Origin of the sequence: Desulfurivibrio alkaliphilus AHT 2 (assembly GCF_000092205.1) — a bacterium.
Lineage (GTDB): Bacteria > Desulfobacterota > Desulfobulbia > Desulfobulbales > Desulfurivibrionaceae > Desulfurivibrio > Desulfurivibrio alkaliphilus.
In genome coordinates, this window is record NC_014216.1 from 1,497,253 (window position 1) to 1,512,044 (window position 14,792).

General features: G+C 62.0%; 15 protein-coding genes. 1 reads left to right on the forward strand and 14 read right to left on the reverse strand.

Features of this window, described 5'->3' with window-relative positions; translation table 11 throughout:
* Positions 1-50: 50 nt before the first annotated feature.
* Positions 51-2,333: an ATP-dependent helicase gene (locus tag DAAHT2_RS06495; RefSeq protein WP_013163493.1), complete on the reverse strand. Its 2,283-nt coding sequence runs from the start codon at positions 2,331-2,333 to the stop codon at positions 51-53.
* A gap of 141 nt (positions 2,334-2,474) precedes the next feature.
* Here DAAHT2_RS06495 and DAAHT2_RS06500 point away from each other — a divergent pair, with 141 nt between their 5' ends.
* Positions 2,475-2,879 (forward strand): hypothetical protein, encoded by a 405-nt coding sequence (locus tag DAAHT2_RS06500; RefSeq protein ID WP_013163494.1) that lies wholly within the window; start codon positions 2,475-2,477, stop codon positions 2,877-2,879.
* 15 nt (positions 2,880-2,894) lie between these two features.
* Here DAAHT2_RS06500 and DAAHT2_RS06505 read toward each other — a convergent pair whose 3' ends face one another.
* From DAAHT2_RS06505 to fabF, 13 genes are all read right to left on the reverse strand, one after another.
* Positions 2,895-3,680, reverse strand: coding sequence for a histidinol-phosphatase (locus DAAHT2_RS06505; protein WP_218915056.1), 786 nt, complete (start codon positions 3,678-3,680; stop codon positions 2,895-2,897).
* On the reverse strand, positions 3,649-3,840 hold the full coding sequence (locus DAAHT2_RS06510; RefSeq protein WP_013163496.1) for a hypothetical protein: 192 nt from the start codon (positions 3,838-3,840) through the stop codon (positions 3,649-3,651). Before DAAHT2_RS06510 ends, DAAHT2_RS06505 begins: the two co-directional genes overlap by 32 nt.
* Positions 3,841-3,974: 134 nt before the next feature.
* The gene (locus tag DAAHT2_RS06515; RefSeq protein ID WP_013163497.1) at positions 3,975-6,248 is read right to left on the reverse strand and encodes an FtsK/SpoIIIE family DNA translocase; all 2,274 of its coding nucleotides are present in this window, start codon (positions 6,246-6,248) and stop codon (positions 3,975-3,977) included.
* Between the two features lie 112 nt (positions 6,249-6,360).
* Positions 6,361-6,777, reverse strand: a complete 417-nt coding sequence (gene nusB / locus DAAHT2_RS06520) for a transcription antitermination factor NusB (RefSeq protein ID WP_013163498.1) — start codon at positions 6,775-6,777, stop codon at positions 6,361-6,363.
* Positions 6,778-6,783: 6 nt separating this feature from the next.
* A complete protein-coding gene (gene ribH / locus DAAHT2_RS06525; RefSeq protein ID WP_013163499.1) occupies positions 6,784-7,251 on the reverse strand; it encodes a 6,7-dimethyl-8-ribityllumazine synthase in 468 nt (155 codons plus the stop codon).
* An 18-nt stretch (positions 7,252-7,269) separates the two neighbouring features.
* Positions 7,270-8,511 (reverse strand): bifunctional 3,4-dihydroxy-2-butanone-4-phosphate synthase/GTP cyclohydrolase II, encoded by a 1,242-nt coding sequence (locus DAAHT2_RS06530; RefSeq protein WP_013163500.1) that lies wholly within the window; start codon positions 8,509-8,511, stop codon positions 7,270-7,272.
* Positions 8,512-8,620: 109 nt separating this feature from the next.
* Positions 8,621-9,289, reverse strand: coding sequence for a riboflavin synthase (locus DAAHT2_RS06535; protein ID WP_013163501.1), 669 nt, complete (start codon positions 9,287-9,289; stop codon positions 8,621-8,623).
* A 45-nt stretch (positions 9,290-9,334) separates the two neighbouring features.
* Positions 9,335-10,441: a bifunctional diaminohydroxyphosphoribosylaminopyrimidine deaminase/5-amino-6-(5-phosphoribosylamino)uracil reductase RibD gene (ribD, locus tag DAAHT2_RS06540; RefSeq protein WP_013163502.1), complete on the reverse strand. Its 1,107-nt coding sequence runs from the start codon at positions 10,439-10,441 to the stop codon at positions 9,335-9,337.
* A 209-nt stretch (positions 10,442-10,650) separates the two neighbouring features.
* Positions 10,651-11,118, reverse strand: a complete 468-nt coding sequence (gene nrdR, locus DAAHT2_RS06545; RefSeq protein ID WP_013163503.1) for a transcriptional regulator NrdR — start codon at positions 11,116-11,118, stop codon at positions 10,651-10,653.
* 49 nt (positions 11,119-11,167) lie between these two features.
* Entirely contained in the window at positions 11,168-11,644 is a 477-nt protein-coding gene (locus DAAHT2_RS06550; RefSeq protein ID WP_013163504.1) for a deoxycytidylate deaminase, read from the reverse strand.
* Positions 11,645-11,650: 6 nt separating this feature from the next.
* Positions 11,651-12,940 (reverse strand): serine hydroxymethyltransferase, encoded by a 1,290-nt coding sequence (gene glyA / locus DAAHT2_RS06555; protein ID WP_013163505.1) that lies wholly within the window; start codon positions 12,938-12,940, stop codon positions 11,651-11,653.
* A 187-nt stretch (positions 12,941-13,127) separates the two neighbouring features.
* A complete protein-coding gene (rpiB, locus tag DAAHT2_RS06560; RefSeq protein WP_013163506.1) occupies positions 13,128-13,550 on the reverse strand; it encodes a ribose 5-phosphate isomerase B in 423 nt (140 codons plus the stop codon).
* Positions 13,547-14,791 (reverse strand): beta-ketoacyl-ACP synthase II, encoded by a 1,245-nt coding sequence (gene fabF / locus DAAHT2_RS06565; RefSeq protein WP_013163507.1) that lies wholly within the window; start codon positions 14,789-14,791, stop codon positions 13,547-13,549. The genes rpiB and fabF overlap by 4 nt, the downstream gene beginning before the upstream one ends.
* Position 14,792 lies beyond the last annotated feature (1 nt).

Sequence of the window (14,792 nt, forward strand, 5' to 3'; positions counted from 1 at the left end):
CGTAAGCCTGGCTGATCGCCCGAAGACGCGGTGCGGCTGTTCGCTTACGATTACAAAGTTTCGAGTTTGGCGTAGTCCAGATGCAGGGTCTTAAAGCCGTGGCGATCAAAGCGGACATCCACCGTGCTGGGGGGAACCATCCTCACCACCACCCCGGGACCGAAGAAGGGGTGCCTGACCCGCGCGCCCACCGCCAGGGGCCGATCGGCGGCCGGTTGGCGGCCACCGCCCTCTTCACTGCTTGCCTCCCCCTGTCCCGGCCGGGGCCGGTACAGCTGCCGTTTGGGGTAAGGGTCGGCCGTTGCCGGAGGAGGCCCGACCGCCGGCAAATCCAGAAGCCGGGGAGGAACTTCTCCCAGAAAGGGAGAGGGATGACAAAGTGCGGGCCGCCGATCCATGCCGGTCACCTCCCGGGGATAAACCAGGTAGAGGTTACGCTTAGCCCGGGTGGCGGCGACATAAAAAAGTCGCCGCTCCTCCTCATACTGCTCGTCATCTTCTGCCTGTCCGGAGGGGAATTTACCTTCGGCCAGGTGGATGATGAACACGCTGTCCCACTCCAGCCCCTTGGCGGAATGAATGGTGGAGAGCACCAACCGGTCCGGCAATCCCTCCGCCCCACCGGCGTTGACTGCAGGCGGGTCCAGGGCGGTGTCAGCCAGAAAATCACGGATATCCTGATAACCGGCCAGCAAAGGGCGCAACTGCTCCAGATCGCGCTGGCGCCGGGGATAATCATCGGGGTAAAGGCGCTGGAAAATGGGCTGATAATAAACCAGCACCAACTCCAGCAGGGGCAGCGGGGCCGGCCCGGCAGCCTGGAGATCCGCCAACAGTTCCTGCAGTAGCAAAAACCCCTGCTGCCACCCTTTGGCGGCCGGGTAAGCGGCCAGCACCTGCAGATGAGCGGCCAGCGGCTGCTCTGCCCCGCCCTCTTCGCCGCCGGTCCCTTCCGCATCTTCGGCGGCGGCCGGGGCCGGAAAACGGTCAATGATGCCGGCGGCGGTCTTGGGCCCGATCTTGTCGAGCAACAGCAGCAGCCGGTGCCAGGAAAGCCGATCGGCGGGATTACAGAGTACCCGCAAGTGAGCCAGCACGTCTTTGATGTGGGCCGATTCGGTTAATTTAAGCCCGCCCCGTTTCTCAAAGCTGATCCCGGCGGCGGCCAGTTCCAGTTCCAGTTTGTAGGAGTGAAAACCGGAACGAAAGAGAACGGCGATCTCTTCGGTGGGCAGGCCGGAGGCTTGCAGCTGGCGAATATTTTCCACCACAAAGCGGGCCTGGGCCCCTTCGTTGCGGGCCGCGTACAGCACCGGCTTGCCGCCGCCGGCCAGCTTGCTGAACAGATTTTTGCGGTACTGCTCCGGGGCCGGGGCGATGATGGCGTTGCTGACCTGCAGTATTTCCGGAGTTGAACGGTAGTTCTCCTCCAGCCGGATTATCCGGGTGCCGGGGAACTGCTTGGGAAACTCCATGATGTTGCGAAAATCCGCCCCCCGGAAGCTGTAGATGGACTGGGCGTCGTCGCCCACCGCCATCACATGGTTGCGGGGAGCCGCCAGCAGGCGGACAATTTCCGCCTGCACCGGGTTGGTGTCCTGGTATTCATCCACCAGCAAGGCCTGAAAGCGGCGGCCCAGTTCGGCCCGCACTTCCTCGTTTTCCCGCAACAGCTGGCGCCAGTAGAGCAGCAGGTCATCGTAATCCATCAGGCCGTGGGAGATTTTGAAACGGCGGTAATGTTCGGCAATCAGCAGAATGTCATCCAAGAACTCCAGCAGGTGGAGGTACTGGGACTCCACCAGGTCGAAGATCCCGATTTCCGTGTTGGCCGCCTTGCTGATGATCGCCAGCAGCAAGCGGCGACTGGGGAAACGCCGGCCGGCCCCGCCCAGCCCCAGTGAGGACTTGAGCAGATTGATAATTCCTTCTGCATCACCCTGATCAAGGATGGTAAAATTGGCCCGGTAACCGACATGGGCGGCGTAGCGGCGCAGAATCAGGTTGGCAGTGGCGTGAAAAGTGCCGCCGGTCACCTGGCGGCAGGAAGCATCGGGCAGCAGGTGGCCGGCCCGGGCGATCATCTCCTGGGCGGCCTTGCGGGTGAAGGTCAGCAGCAGCAGGCTCTCCGGCGCCACCCCCTGCTCCACCAAGTATGCCAAACGGTGGACCAAAGTCCGGGTCTTGCCGCTGCCGGCCCCGGCAATCACCAAAATCGGCCCGGCCGGGGCCGAAACCGCTTCCCGTTGAGCCGGGTTCAGGCCGGCCAGCGCCTCGGCGGCGGCAACAGGGGTAGCACTGGTAGGATCGGAGTTGAACAGGGAGCGCTGCATGGCCGTCGAATGTAACACAGAACCCCGGCGGGGCGGAGAAAAAAGTTGAACTTCTGCGCCTCGTTGCTAGAATGAGCAGATCTTTTTAATCAGGGTGCTTCCTGCCCACCCCCGATAACCACGAGCACGCGGAGCAACCACATGGACCAGAACCACATCCAGCAACTCCTGACCGAAGAAAAACTTGCCGAACTGCTGCCCCCAGGCCGGGCTGATGAATTTTTCGAAGCTCTGCTGGGCGATGCCGCCGAAGGCTCTTACGACATCAAGTTGAGCTTTCAGCATTTCAACCCCGAGGAACAGACCCTGCAGCTGACCCTGGAGCTCCACGAGCGCCCCGGCAAATGCCTGGCCTGCAACCTTACATACGGCCTGCCCGAAGTCTTTTCCCGCCACCCCATCATCAACATCAACGGCCTGGTGGAAAAAATCGATCAAATGCTGGGAGAGGGGATGAGTTGCCGGGAATGGCGGCTGGGGGCCACCCGCCAGGCCTCCAAGTCACTGCACATGATTCCCCTGATCATCAAGCTCGCTCCTGCCTGAAACGGCCCCCAAAAATCATACCTGGTTGAAATAGCGCCCCACTTCGGGTGGGGCATGGGCATCGGAGCCAATCTCCAGGGGAAGCTGGTAGGCGGCGGCCCGGGCCAGCAGTTCGGGGCCGGGGTAGGGTTGCCGGCGGCGGTGGGCAAAGCCTGAGGTGTTGATTTCCAGCGCCATCCCGTTGACCGCCATGGCCTTGAAGATGCGCTCAAAAACCGGAGACTGGCTCTGCGCCGCCAAGGCCGGCCCAACTTCCGGATGATGGCGCAGGGCCGCGTCCAGATGACAAAGCACCGTTGCCGGCAGAGATTCCACCGCCTCGGCCAGCAGGGAGAAATACTCGGCCAGGGCCCGGGCTACCCCGTAATTGCCGAAGACCGCCAGGGTCTTTTCGTTGCGGCTCAGCAGATTATAGTGGCGGCCGGCTATCTCCAGGAAATGGCAGGAGATGCCCACCCGGTCCCAGGCCTGTTCCCGCAGGAAGGCCAAGGTGGTATCCACCTGGCGGGGATTGTACCCCACCTCCACCCCCAGGCCGATTTCAATCCGGCCGGCATAACGCTGTCGCAGGCGTTCACCTTCCCGGCGATAAACCGCAAAATCATCGGCGGTAAGCCAGGTCCGACGGGGGGCGTTGACCCCGGCCTCAAAGTGCTCCAGAAAAACCAGCCGCCGCAAGCCTTTGGCCAAAGCCGCCTGCACGTACTCCTCCATACTGCCGGCGGCATGCAGGCAAAGGGAGGTGTGGACGTGGCCGTCGCAGGTCGGATCAGGCATTACCCCGGGGGAAGAAATGGACAAAACCGTCAACTTCCGAGGTGTCGCAGACCTTGCCCAGGCCCAGCTCAAAAAACTGCTCGAAGTTTTCTATGGGAACGGCAAAACTGTCGCCGTCGGGCAGATGATAGACCACCGCCCGGACCTTGGAGAGATCAATGTTGCTGCTGCTTACTTTATGCATATCTTAAACCTCGCGGGTTCAGGATCGAACGATAATGCTGCTCACATTACTCAACACTTTAATCATTATATCGGCATTGGCAAGCCTCGAGCTTAAGGGAAAAAATCTGACCGGGAACCGGCGGTCACCGGGGGTCAGTAACTTTTCCGAACCAGCACCTCCCGGGGCTTGGCCCCGTCGGCGGGGCCGATGACCCCTTCTTTCTCCATGGTTTCAATCATCCGGGCGGCCCGGTTGTAACCTACCCGGAGGCGGCGCTGCACCATGGAGATGGAGGCCTGCCCGGTTTCGGTAACCAGAGCCACCGCCCGGTCGTAGTGTTCATCCATGGTGCCGTCTTCCCCGTCTTCCCCGCCACCATCTGGTTCCTCGGCAATCTCCAGCACCGAGGGATCATATTCCGCCGCCCCCTGCGACCTGAGGAACGAGACTATCCGCTGGCTCTCCTGCTCGGAGATGTAGGCACCGTGGATCCGTTGCAGCTTGGAGGCCCCAGGCGGCAGAAAAAGCATATCGCCGGCCCCCAGCAGATGCTCCGCCCCACTGCCGTCCAAAATGGTGCGGGAATCGATTTTGGAGGAAACCTTAAACGACATCCGGGTGGGGAAGTTGGCCTTGATCAAGCCGGTGAGCACATCCACCGAGGGGCGCTGGGTCGCCAGGATCAGGTGCATGCCGGCAGCCCGGGCCATCTGGGCCAGGCGGGCCACGGCGTCTTCCACCTCCCGGGAGGAGACCATCATCAGATCGGCCAATTCGTCGATGATGATGACAATCAGGGGCAGCTTCTCTTCGGCCTCCTGGTTATAGCCCGCCAGGCTCTTGACCCGGGCCTCTTCCATGAGCTGGTAGCGCCGCTCCATCTCCCGTACCGCCCACTGCAGGGCCCGGCTGGCCAGCTTGGGGTCCACCACCACCGGGTGCAGCAGGTGGGGAATCGCCTCGTAGCCGGAAAGCTCGATCCGTTTGGGATCCACCAGCAGCAGACGCACTTCATCGGGGGTGGCGTTGTAGAGAATGCTGCAGATGATGGTATTAACGGCCACACTCTTGCCGGAACCGGTGGCCCCGGCAATCAGCAGATGGGGCATCTTGGCCAGATCCGCCACCACCGGATTGCCCACCACGTCCATCCCAAGGCCGATGGTCAACCGGGAGGAGGTTTTCTGAAAACTTTCATGGGCAAAGATATCCCGGATGGGCACAATCTGGCGCTCGGGATTGGGGATCTCGATCCCGATGGCCCCTTTGCCGGGCAGGGAGCCGGCGATCCGCACACTTTCCACCTTCAACCCCAAGGCCAGATCTTCGGTCAGGGAGACGATGCGGTTAATTTTCACGCCGGGGGCTGGAGCAAACTCGTAAGTGGTGATCACCGGCCCCGGTGAAATGCCCACCACCTTGCCCACCACATTGAAATCGGCCAGTTTTTCCTCCAGCTGTCGGCTGACCTCGAAATAATACTCCTTGTCCAGGTTCAGCTCACGACTGGCCGGGCGATCCAGCAGGTCAAGAGAGGGCAACCGGTATTCACCCGGGGTTTCAGGGGGCAGCAGTTGAAACTCCTCCTCGAGATCACCAGGGGGGTCGGCCGGCTTATCCTTGCCGCCACCATTGCTTTCCGGCAGCGGCAACTCCAGGGTAAAGGGCTCCGGCTCAAACAGATTAAACGACGGCAATTCCTCCCGACTATGACCCGGCGCACAGTCAACGCTTTCCTCCCGACCAGCGTTCCTTTTACCGCCCGGCAGGGAGGGCAAGCGTGCCGGTGGGCGCAGAGCCGTGCCCAGCCAGGAGCGCGGCGCGGCACTGAACTCCCAAAGGCGCAGGACAACGGCCCGGCCGCCGGCGGAGACCCGACGGGCAAAAAGATAGGGGGAAAACTCCAGGGTAAGCATCAGGGAGACCACAAAGAGGGCCAAAAAGAAGAGCAGTGACCCTGGGCCGCCCAGGATCCGCTGGCCCAGGTCGGCAAGCAGGCCGCCCAGGTAACCGGCCTGGGGGTACAGGTTGCCGAACAGGCGCAGCGCCTCACCACCCCCCAGCCCGGCCAGCGAACTGCCGGCCAGCAGCAGGCCGCTGGTGCCAAGCAGCACCAGGGGGAGGCGGCGCAGAGTAAAGGCGGGGGAAAACGATTGCAGGGCAACGGCCATGATCAGCAGCGGCAGCAAAAAGGCGCTGATCCCCAGAAAATTCATCACCAGCCCGGCCACCACCTGGCCCACTACCCCGCCCCAGTTGGCCGCCGCCGCTTCCCCAATTGGAACGGGGGAAACGGCCGCCGTCCCCCCCCCAGAGCGCAACAACTCGGCTCCGCCGGCGGGGGTGGGCAGTGAATAGCTGGCAAAGCAGACAAAAAGAAAGAGGGCCAGAAAGATGCCGGCCACCGAGGCGATTTCACGCCCCATTCCGGGCGTCTGTCCGTTGCTGGCTGCCATAGAGTAATAACCAGTTCCGCAGAGTAAAATCGTAATCGTTCAGCAGCACCACGGGGCGAACGTTTACGTAAAAGCTACAAATTCACCGGCCCTGGCGGCTCAGGGTTTTACGAATGGCATCCAGCACGCCGTTGATAAAGGCCGGCGAATCTTCGGAGCCAAACCGCTTGGCCAGCTCGATGGCCTCGTTGATGGCCACTCCGGCCGGCACGTCCGCCGCAAAATTAAACTCATACACCGCGATCCGGATAATGTTGCGGTCGATACACGACATCCGGGAAACCCGCCAATGAGCGGAGCCGGCCTCGATGATCCGGTCGATGGCGGCCAGGTTTGCCACCACCCCTCCCACCAGCCCCTCCCCATAAGGCAAGGCCTTGCGGCTGACTTCGAAATTTTCACACAACACCGGCAGGGTGTCAAGGGCGGAGACATTGCTCATATCCGCCTGGTAAAGGGCCTGCAGGGCCAGTTCACGCGATTTTCGCCGTGCACCCATGGACGCTCAGGCCAGTTGCTTGAGCAGGTCGACCATTTCCACCGCGGCGGCGGCGCATTCGGAACCCTTGTTGCCCGCTTTGGAGCCGGCCCGCTCAATGGCCTGCTCAATGGTATCGGTGGTCAGTACCCCGAAAATCACCGGCAAGCCGGTTTCCATGCCCACCTGGGCGATCCCCTTGGCCGCCTCGTTGGCCACAAAATCGAAATGGGGGGTAGCTCCACGAATAATCACCCCCAAGCAAATCACCGCATCATAGCGCCCACTTTTGGCCATTTTGCCGGCCACCAGGGGAATCTCGTAAGCACCTGGCACCCGGGCCACCTCGATATCATCACCGGCGGCGCCGGACCGGGTCAGGGTGTCCAAGGCCCCCTCCAGCAGTCGCTCGGCAATGAATGAGTTGAAGCGGGAAACAATGATCCCGAACTTCTTGCCTTCGGCCCGTAAATTACCATCAATATATTTAACCATCTCTCACAGCTCCCCGTTTCAAGGTTCGTTTCTGGACATTTGCCCCAGCGCCTTGCTGTAGGCCAGCCGCTCCAGCAGATGGCCCATCTTGTCCTTTTTGGTTTTCAGATACTGCACGTTTTCCGGTTCAGCCTCCATTTCAATGGGCAGCCGGTCGGTCACCTTCAGGTCATAGCCCTCCAGGCCGATGATCTTTTTGGGGTTGTTGGTCAGCAGCCGCATCTTGCGCACGCCGAGATCGCGCAAAATCTGGGCGCCAATCCCGTAATCACGCAGATCCGGCTTGAAGCCCAGTTCGAGATTGGCCTCCACCGTATCCAACCCTTTGTCCTGCAGGGCGTAGGCCTTGAGCTTGTTGACCAGGCCGATGCCGCGACCTTCCTGCATCATGTAGAGCAGCACCCCGGAACCTTCCCGGTCGATCATCCGCAGTGCATTGTACAGCTGACCGCCGCAATCGCAGCGCTTGGAGGCAAAGACATCACCGGTAAGGCAGGCGGAATGGACCCGCACCATGACATCCTGCTCCGAATCGATCTTACCCTTGACCAGGGCCACATGTTCCAGGCTGTCCACGTCGTTCTGGTAGACAATGGCCCTAAACTCGCCATGCATGGTGGGCAGCGTCACCTCGGCGGCCCGGTGCACCAGCTTGTCCTTGCGCACCCGGTAGGCTACCAGATCGGCGATGGTGGCTATTTTCAGGTCATGCAGGCGGGCAAACTCCTGCAGATCAGGCATCCGCGCCATGGTACCGTCATCTTTCATGATCTCGCAGATCACCCCGGACGGGTTGCAGCCGGCCAGGCGGGCCAGGTCCACCGACCCTTCGGTCTGGCCGGTACGCACCAGCACCCCTCCCGGCTTGGCCCGCAGGGGGAAAATATGCCCCGGGCTGACCAGATCTTCCGGCTTGGCCTCGGGATTGGCCGCCACCTCGATGGTGCGGGCCCGATCAGCGGCGGAAATGCCGGTGGTCACCCCGGTTCTGGCCTCGATGCTGACGGTGAAGGCCGTCTCATAGGGGGAACGGTTGTTCTGGACCATCATGGGCAACTGCAACCGCTCCAGCTGTTCCGCGGTCAGGGTCAGGCAGATCAGGCCACGGCCGTGGGTGGCCATGAAGTTGATGGCCTCGGGGGTAACCTTCTCTGCCGCCATGCAGAGATCGCCTTCGTTTTCCCGGTCTTCGTCATCCACCAGGATGATCATCTTGCCGGCCTTGATATCCTCAATTACGTCTTCAATGGGGCTGATCATGCTTGCAATTCTCCCGTCTTCCGTAAGCCTCGGGGGCGCGACCGGCCAGGCAGCGGCGCCGCTGGGGCGGTACGGCTCACTGATTATTTAAAAAAAACAAAAAAATATATTACCTCAAAAAGCCGTGTTTGGCCAGAAAAGCCTGATCCAAGCCGGAGCCATCCTCCCCTGCCCGGTTCCCGGCCGGGTCTTTGGGGCTGAGCAGTTTCTCCACATACTTGCCGATCAGGTCCACCTCCAGGTTGACCCCGTCTCCCACCGCCACTTCTCCCAGGGTGGTGATCTCCAGGGTGTGTGGAATGATGGACACCGAAAAGCGCTCTTCATCGACCTCGTTGACGGTGAGGCTGATGCCGTCCAGGGCCACCGAACCTTTGGCAATGATATAACGGCCCAGGCCGGGGGGCACGGCAAAATCAAAGAGGGTGAAGGTGCCCAGGGCTCGACGGGCCAGCACGGTGGTAACGGCATCAACATGGCCGCTGACCATATGCCCCCCCAGCCGGTCGCTGAGGCGCAACGCCCGTTCCAGGTTAACCACCCCACCCACCCCCAGGCGGCCAAGGTTGGTCCGGGTCAGGCTTTCCGGCGAAACATCGGCCAGGAAATGGCGGCCGCGGATATCGCGGGCCGTCAGGCAGACCCCGTTGACCGCGATACTCTCCCCTTCCACCGGGTCCGGCAGGGGAAAATCGGTTTCCAGCGCCAGGGTCATACCGCCGCCGGCCGGTCGTTTGGCCTTGACCTTGCCTTTGCCCAAAATAATCCCGGTAAACATCTGCCAATCTCCTGAAAGTCCGGTGCCCCGGGTAGGGGGGCACGATTACTTCAAAGGCCGCAAGCGGCCGCGAATCATCAGGTCGTCGCCGCACCGGCGACGCTCGATCTCGTGGAGCCTCGGCGCCTGGGACGGGTCGGCCAGCCCCAGTTCACTCACGGCGGCCATCCCATCGCCGCCGAGCAACAGCGGCGCGATAAAGAAAATCACCTCATCGGCCAACCCCCGGCGCAAAAAAGAGCCATGCACCCGGCCGCCGCCTTCCACCAGCAGGGTGGTAACTCCGGCCCGACCCAAGTGCTCCAGCACCTCAACCAGGCGCAAGGTGCCGTCCGCCTCCAGGCCCACCCGGTGAACCTCCACTCCCGGTCGCCGCAGCTGCCGCTCCTTGCTCTCAGCGGCATCCGGCCCGCAAAAGATCCAGGTGGCAGCGGCGGAATCATGGGCCACCACCTTGGCCGCAGGCGGGGTAGCCAGCTTGCTGTCCAGAATAACCCGCAAAGGGTCGCGCCCTTTGCCCGGCAGCCGGGTGGTAAGAGAGGGGTCATCGGCCAGCACCGTGCCCGACCCCACCAAGATGGCATCGCTAAGGCAGCGCAGGCGATGAACCTGGCGCCGCGCCTGCTCACCGGTAATCCACTTGCTGCGCCCCGTTGCCGCTGCAATGCGGCCATCCAGGCTGACGGCGGCCTTGAGCTGGACCCACGGGTAGCCGGTGGTTACGCGCTTGCTGAAGGGCAGATTGAGCCGCCGGCAATCATCGGCCAGCACCCCGGCCAGCACCTCCAGGCCGCGGCCGGCCAGGTAGGCTCCTCCGCCCCCGGCCACCGGGTTGGGATCGGACATGCCGTACACTACCCGGCGAATACCGGCGGCCTCGATGGCTTTACTGCAGGGAGGGGTTCGCCCCTGGTGATTACAGGGCTCCAGGGTCACATAAATGGTGGCGCCGCCGGCCAGATCACCGGCCGCCGCCAGGGCGTTGATCTCGGCATGGGGCTCTCCAGCCCGCCGGTGCCAGCCCCGCCCCACCACCTGGCCATCTTTCACCAGCACCGCGCCGACACATGGATTGGGCGAGGTTTTACCCACGCCCTTGCGGGCCAGCTCCAGGGCCATCTTCATATATGCCTGGTCAGTTGCCGAAACCATAACCTTAGAATGAAGTGCTTTACGACCGGTTACCCTTGCCCGGTCTGTCAAACGCCGTTACCGTAAGTGTTCACCAGGGGTACTAACCTGCCGGTTTAACGGGCCGTAAACGATCAGCCGTGCCGCAGGTTCGGGCAAGCAGCCAGGCGCAGCGTACCCCCTGTACGTAAGCCTGGCTGCTTACCCGAAGATGTGGTGCGGCTGATCGTTTACTCCGGCTCACCGGGGGTGGTGAGCATGCTTTTGAGCTCATGCATGAACTCGTTGAGATCCTTGAACTGGCGGTAGACGGAGGCAAAGCGGACATAGGCCACCCCATCCAGGCGACGCAGGCCATCCATCACCCGTTCACCCACCTGGTCCACAGGGATCTCGCGCTCGCCAAGATCCTGCAACTCCCGCTCCAGATCGTCGGCAAATTCCTCGATCTGCTCTATGCTCACCGGCCGCTTTTCGCAGGCCTTTTTGATTCCATCCACCACCTTGTGCCGATCCCAGGCCTCCCGCCGGCCATCTTTCTTGATCAGCATGGGCATGGTAACTTCCAGGCGCTCATAAGTGGTGAAGCGGCGGCGGCAGGCTTCGCACATCCGCCGCCGCCGGGTGATGGTATAGTCCTTGTTGAGCCGGGAATCAACCACCCGATTTTCCAGATGACTGCAATAGGGGCATTTCATGGCTGACCTGTCTTTTGGGAGGATTACCGTTGCCGAAAGTGTCGGCGACTCATCTGTCCTGGCCTTCGTCGGCGGCAACCTGCACCAGCGGCACCCCGGCCTCGGAGAGCATCTCTGCGGCCATGCTGTCGGCATATCCCTCGCGGTAATAGATTTTGGTGATGCCGGCGTTGATCAGCATCTTGCTGCAAATGGAACAGGGCATGTTGGTACAGAAAAGCATGGAGCTCTGGAGGCTGACCCCATGCAGGGCGGCCTGAATGATGGCGTTTTGCTCGGCATGCAGGCCGCGGCACAACTCGTGGCGCTCGCCGGAGGGCACCGCCAGCTCTTCCCGCAGGCAACCGACTTCCAGGCAATGCCGAATCCCGCTGGGCGCCCCATTGTAGCCGGTGGCCACAATCCGCCGGTCGCGCACCAGAATCGCCCCCACCTTGCGCCGCACGCAAGTAGCCCGCTGGGCTACCAGGTCGGTAATTGCCATGAAGTACTCTTCCCAGGATGGTCTTGCCAGCTCTTTGGGCATCGGGGTTCAGGTCGCCTGCAGGTCGGCGGCGGCCTCTCTGTCCGGCTGCATATCCAGGTAGATGGGAAAACGATCGCAAAGCTCGGCAACTTCCCGGCGAATCTCCGCCAGTACCGCCTGGTCGGGGGTGGTGCCGCCATTGGCCAGGGCCCGGTCGATCCAGGTGGCGATCTGTTCCATCTCGGGCTCCTGAAGACCCCGGGTGGTCACCGCCGGGGTGCCGATCCTGATGCCGCTGGTAACAAAACGTTTTTCGGTATCAAAGGGAATGGCGTTCTTGTTTACGGTAATCCCGGCTGCTTCCAGGATCTCCTCGGCGGCCTTGCCAGTGATTTTTTTCGGAGTCAGGTCCACCAGCAACAGGTGGTTGTCGGTCCCACCCGAAACCAGCCGGAAGCCGCGCGCCACCAGAGCCTGGCCCAGGGCCTGGGCGTTCTTGGCCACTTGGGCCATGTTGCGGCGGAACTCTTCGCTCATGGCCTCTTTGAACACCACCGCCTTGGCGGCGATAACATGCACCAGAGGCCCTCCCTGGATACCGGGAAAGATCTTGCTGTCGAGCTTTTTACCGAACTCCTCCTTGGCCAGGATCAACCCGCCCCGGGGGCCGCGCAGGGTTTTGTGGGTCGTGGTGGTGACGAAATCGGCATGGGGCACCGGTGAGGGGTGTATCCCGGCGGCCACCAGCCCGGCGATATGGGCCATATCCACCATGAACAGCGCCCCTATTTCATCGGCGATCCGGCGGAAGGCGGCAAAGTCGAGCACCCGGGGGTAGGCGCTGGCCCCGGCCACGATCATCTTGGGACGATGCTCCAGGGCCAGGCGCCGGACCTCATCCATATCCAACCGTTCCGTCTCCCGAGAGACCCCGTAGGAAACGAAGTTATAGAGCTGGCCGGAGAAGTTCACCGCACTGCCGTGGCTAAGATGGCCCCCATGGGCCAGATCCATGCCCAGCACCGTATCGCCGGGATTCAGGCAGGCAAAATAGACCGCCATATTGGCCTGGCTGCCGGAATGGGCCTGGACGTTGGCGTACTCGGCGCCGAACAGCTCCCGGGCCCGGCCCACCGCCAGGGCCTCCACCTGATCGGCGTATTCGCAGCCGCCGTAATAACGGCGGCCGGGATAGCCTTCGGCGTACTTGTTGGTAAAGATCGACCCTTGAGCCTCCAGCACCGCGGGGCTGACAATATTCTCCGAGGCGATCATCTCCAGTTGGTTGTACTGGCGCTTCAACTCACCGCGTATGGCACGGTGGATTTCCGGATCACTGCTGGCTAAATAAGACACTGGTATCTTCCCGGCGTTGTTGTTTGGGAGTTGGCAAGCACCCACCAGGGGCACTATCTTACCGGTTTAACGGGCGGTAAGCGGTCACAGGGTGCCGCAGGTTGCGGCAAGCGAGACGGCGAAGCGTACCTCAGTACGTGAGCCGGCTCGATCGCCGCAACCTGCGGTGCCCTGTGATCGCTTACCCTTAAAACATTTGGATGCGGCGCAGGTGCCGGCCCCCGGCAAATTCGGTGCTCAGCCAGATCCGGACAATTTCTTCCGCCTGGCCGGGGCCGATGGTTCGCCCACCCAGGCAGAGCACATTGGCATCGTTGTGTTCACGGCTCATCCGGGCGCTGAAGCCCTCGGTACAGAGCGCCGCGCGGATACCCCGGCGCCGGTTGGCGGCCATGGAAACCCCGATCCCGGTGCCGCAAATCATAATTCCCCGCTGGCAGGTTCCGGCGGTCACCAGCTCGCAAACCGCGTCCACAATCTGCGGGTAATCAACGGACTGACCGTCCATGGTGCCGCAGTCCCGAATTTCGTGACCCAACTGCTGCAACACCGTAAGCACCGTCTCTTTCAGACCGAAGCCGCCATGATCAGACCCCAGGGCAATTTTCATGGCTCATAGCTCTTCATAATCATCACCGCATTGGTGCCGCCAAAGCCAAAAGAGTTGGACATGGCCGCCCGGATCGCCATAGCCCGCGCCTGGCCGGGCACATAATCGAGATCACAATCGGGCCCCGGTTCCTCCAGGTTAATGGTCGGGGGGGCCAGTTGGTGTTTGACCGCCAGAGCGGTAATCACCGCCTCGATCCCGCCGGCCCCACCCAGCAGATGACCGGTCATCGACTTGGTGGAGCTTACCGCCAACCGGGCGGCATGTTCCCCGAAAACCTTTTTAATGGCCCGGGTTTCAATCTCGTCGTTCAAAGGCGTCGAGGTGCCATGGGCATTGATATAATCGATATCGCCAGGGCTCATGCCGGCATCTTTAAGGGCGTTTTCCATGCACAGCACCGCCCCGGCGCCGTCTTCCGGCGGCGCCGCGATATGGTAGGCATCCCCGGACATCCCGTAACCGGCCATTTCCGCGTAGATCTTGGCTCCCCGCGCCTTGGCGTGCTCCAGTTCTTCCAGCAGCATAATCCCGCCGCCTTCACCGATGATAAAACCATCACGGTCTTTATCGAACGGCCGCGATGCCTTCTCCGGGGCATCGTTGCGGGTCGACAAGGCCTTCATGGCATGAAAACCGCCAAAGGCCATGGGGCAGATCACCCCTTCACTGCCGCCGGTAAAAGCCAGGTCGCAGTCGCCGTTGCTGATGGCCCGAAAGGCCTCGCCGACGGCGTGGGTGCCGGCGGCGCAGGCCGTGGTCAGCGACAGGTTCGGTCCCTTGGTGCCGAGAAAGATCGAGACCTGGCCGGCCCCCATGTTGGGAATCGCCATGGGGATAAAGAAGGGGGTAATCCGCCGCTCCCCTTTGGTATGCAGCACCTGGACATACTTTTCAATAACCGGCAGCCCGCCCATGCCGCAGCCGATGATGCTGCCGACCCGGGCGGCATTTTCCGGCGTGATCTGAAAGCCGGAATCCGCCAGCGCCTCCCGGGCAGCCACCACGGCATACTGGACAAACAGTTCAAGGTGGCGGGCCTGCTTGGGCTCGAAATGATCATCGGAGTTGAAATCCTTAACCTCGGCGGCAATCCTGACCGCCTGGCCGGAGGCATCGTAGCGGGTAATGGGACCAATACCACCCCGGCCCGCACACAAGGCTTCCCAGCTCCGGTCAACCCCGGTTCCCACCGGGGAGACCAGGCCGATTCCGGTTACCACGACTCGTCTCTTCACCATC

What these genes read in the sequence shown, in the direction of transcription:
- DAAHT2_RS06495 (WP_013163493.1), bottom strand. Translation starts at nt 2,333, where the DNA reads ATGCAGCGCTCCCTGTTCAACTCCGATCCTACCAGTGCTACCCCTGTT.
- DAAHT2_RS06500 (WP_013163494.1), top strand. Translation starts at nt 2,475, where the DNA reads ATGGACCAGAACCACATCCAGCAACTCCTGACCGAAGAAAAACTTGCC.
- DAAHT2_RS06510 (WP_013163496.1), bottom strand. Translation starts at nt 3,840, where the DNA reads ATGCATAAAGTAAGCAGCAGCAACATTGATCTCTCCAAGGTCCGGGCG.
- DAAHT2_RS06515 (WP_013163497.1), bottom strand. Translation starts at nt 6,248, where the DNA reads ATGGGGCGTGAAATCGCCTCGGTGGCCGGCATCTTTCTGGCCCTCTTT.
- nusB (WP_013163498.1), bottom strand. Translation starts at nt 6,777, where the DNA reads ATGGGTGCACGGCGAAAATCGCGTGAACTGGCCCTGCAGGCCCTTTAC.
- ribH (WP_013163499.1), bottom strand. Translation starts at nt 7,251, where the DNA reads ATGGTTAAATATATTGATGGTAATTTACGGGCCGAAGGCAAGAAGTTC.
- DAAHT2_RS06530 (WP_013163500.1), bottom strand. Translation starts at nt 8,511, where the DNA reads ATGATCAGCCCCATTGAAGACGTAATTGAGGATATCAAGGCCGGCAAG.
- DAAHT2_RS06535 (WP_013163501.1), bottom strand. Translation starts at nt 9,289, where the DNA reads ATGTTTACCGGGATTATTTTGGGCAAAGGCAAGGTCAAGGCCAAACGA.
- ribD (WP_013163502.1), bottom strand. Translation starts at nt 10,441, where the DNA reads ATGGTTTCGGCAACTGACCAGGCATATATGAAGATGGCCCTGGAGCTG.
- nrdR (WP_013163503.1), bottom strand. Translation starts at nt 11,118, where the DNA reads ATGAAATGCCCCTATTGCAGTCATCTGGAAAATCGGGTGGTTGATTCC.
- DAAHT2_RS06550 (WP_013163504.1), bottom strand. Translation starts at nt 11,644, where the DNA reads ATGCCCAAAGAGCTGGCAAGACCATCCTGGGAAGAGTACTTCATGGCA.
- rpiB (WP_013163506.1), bottom strand. Translation starts at nt 13,550, where the DNA reads ATGAAAATTGCCCTGGGGTCTGATCATGGCGGCTTCGGTCTGAAAGAG.
- fabF (WP_013163507.1), bottom strand. Translation starts at nt 14,791, where the DNA reads ATGGTGAAGAGACGAGTCGTGGTAACCGGAATCGGCCTGGTCTCCCCG.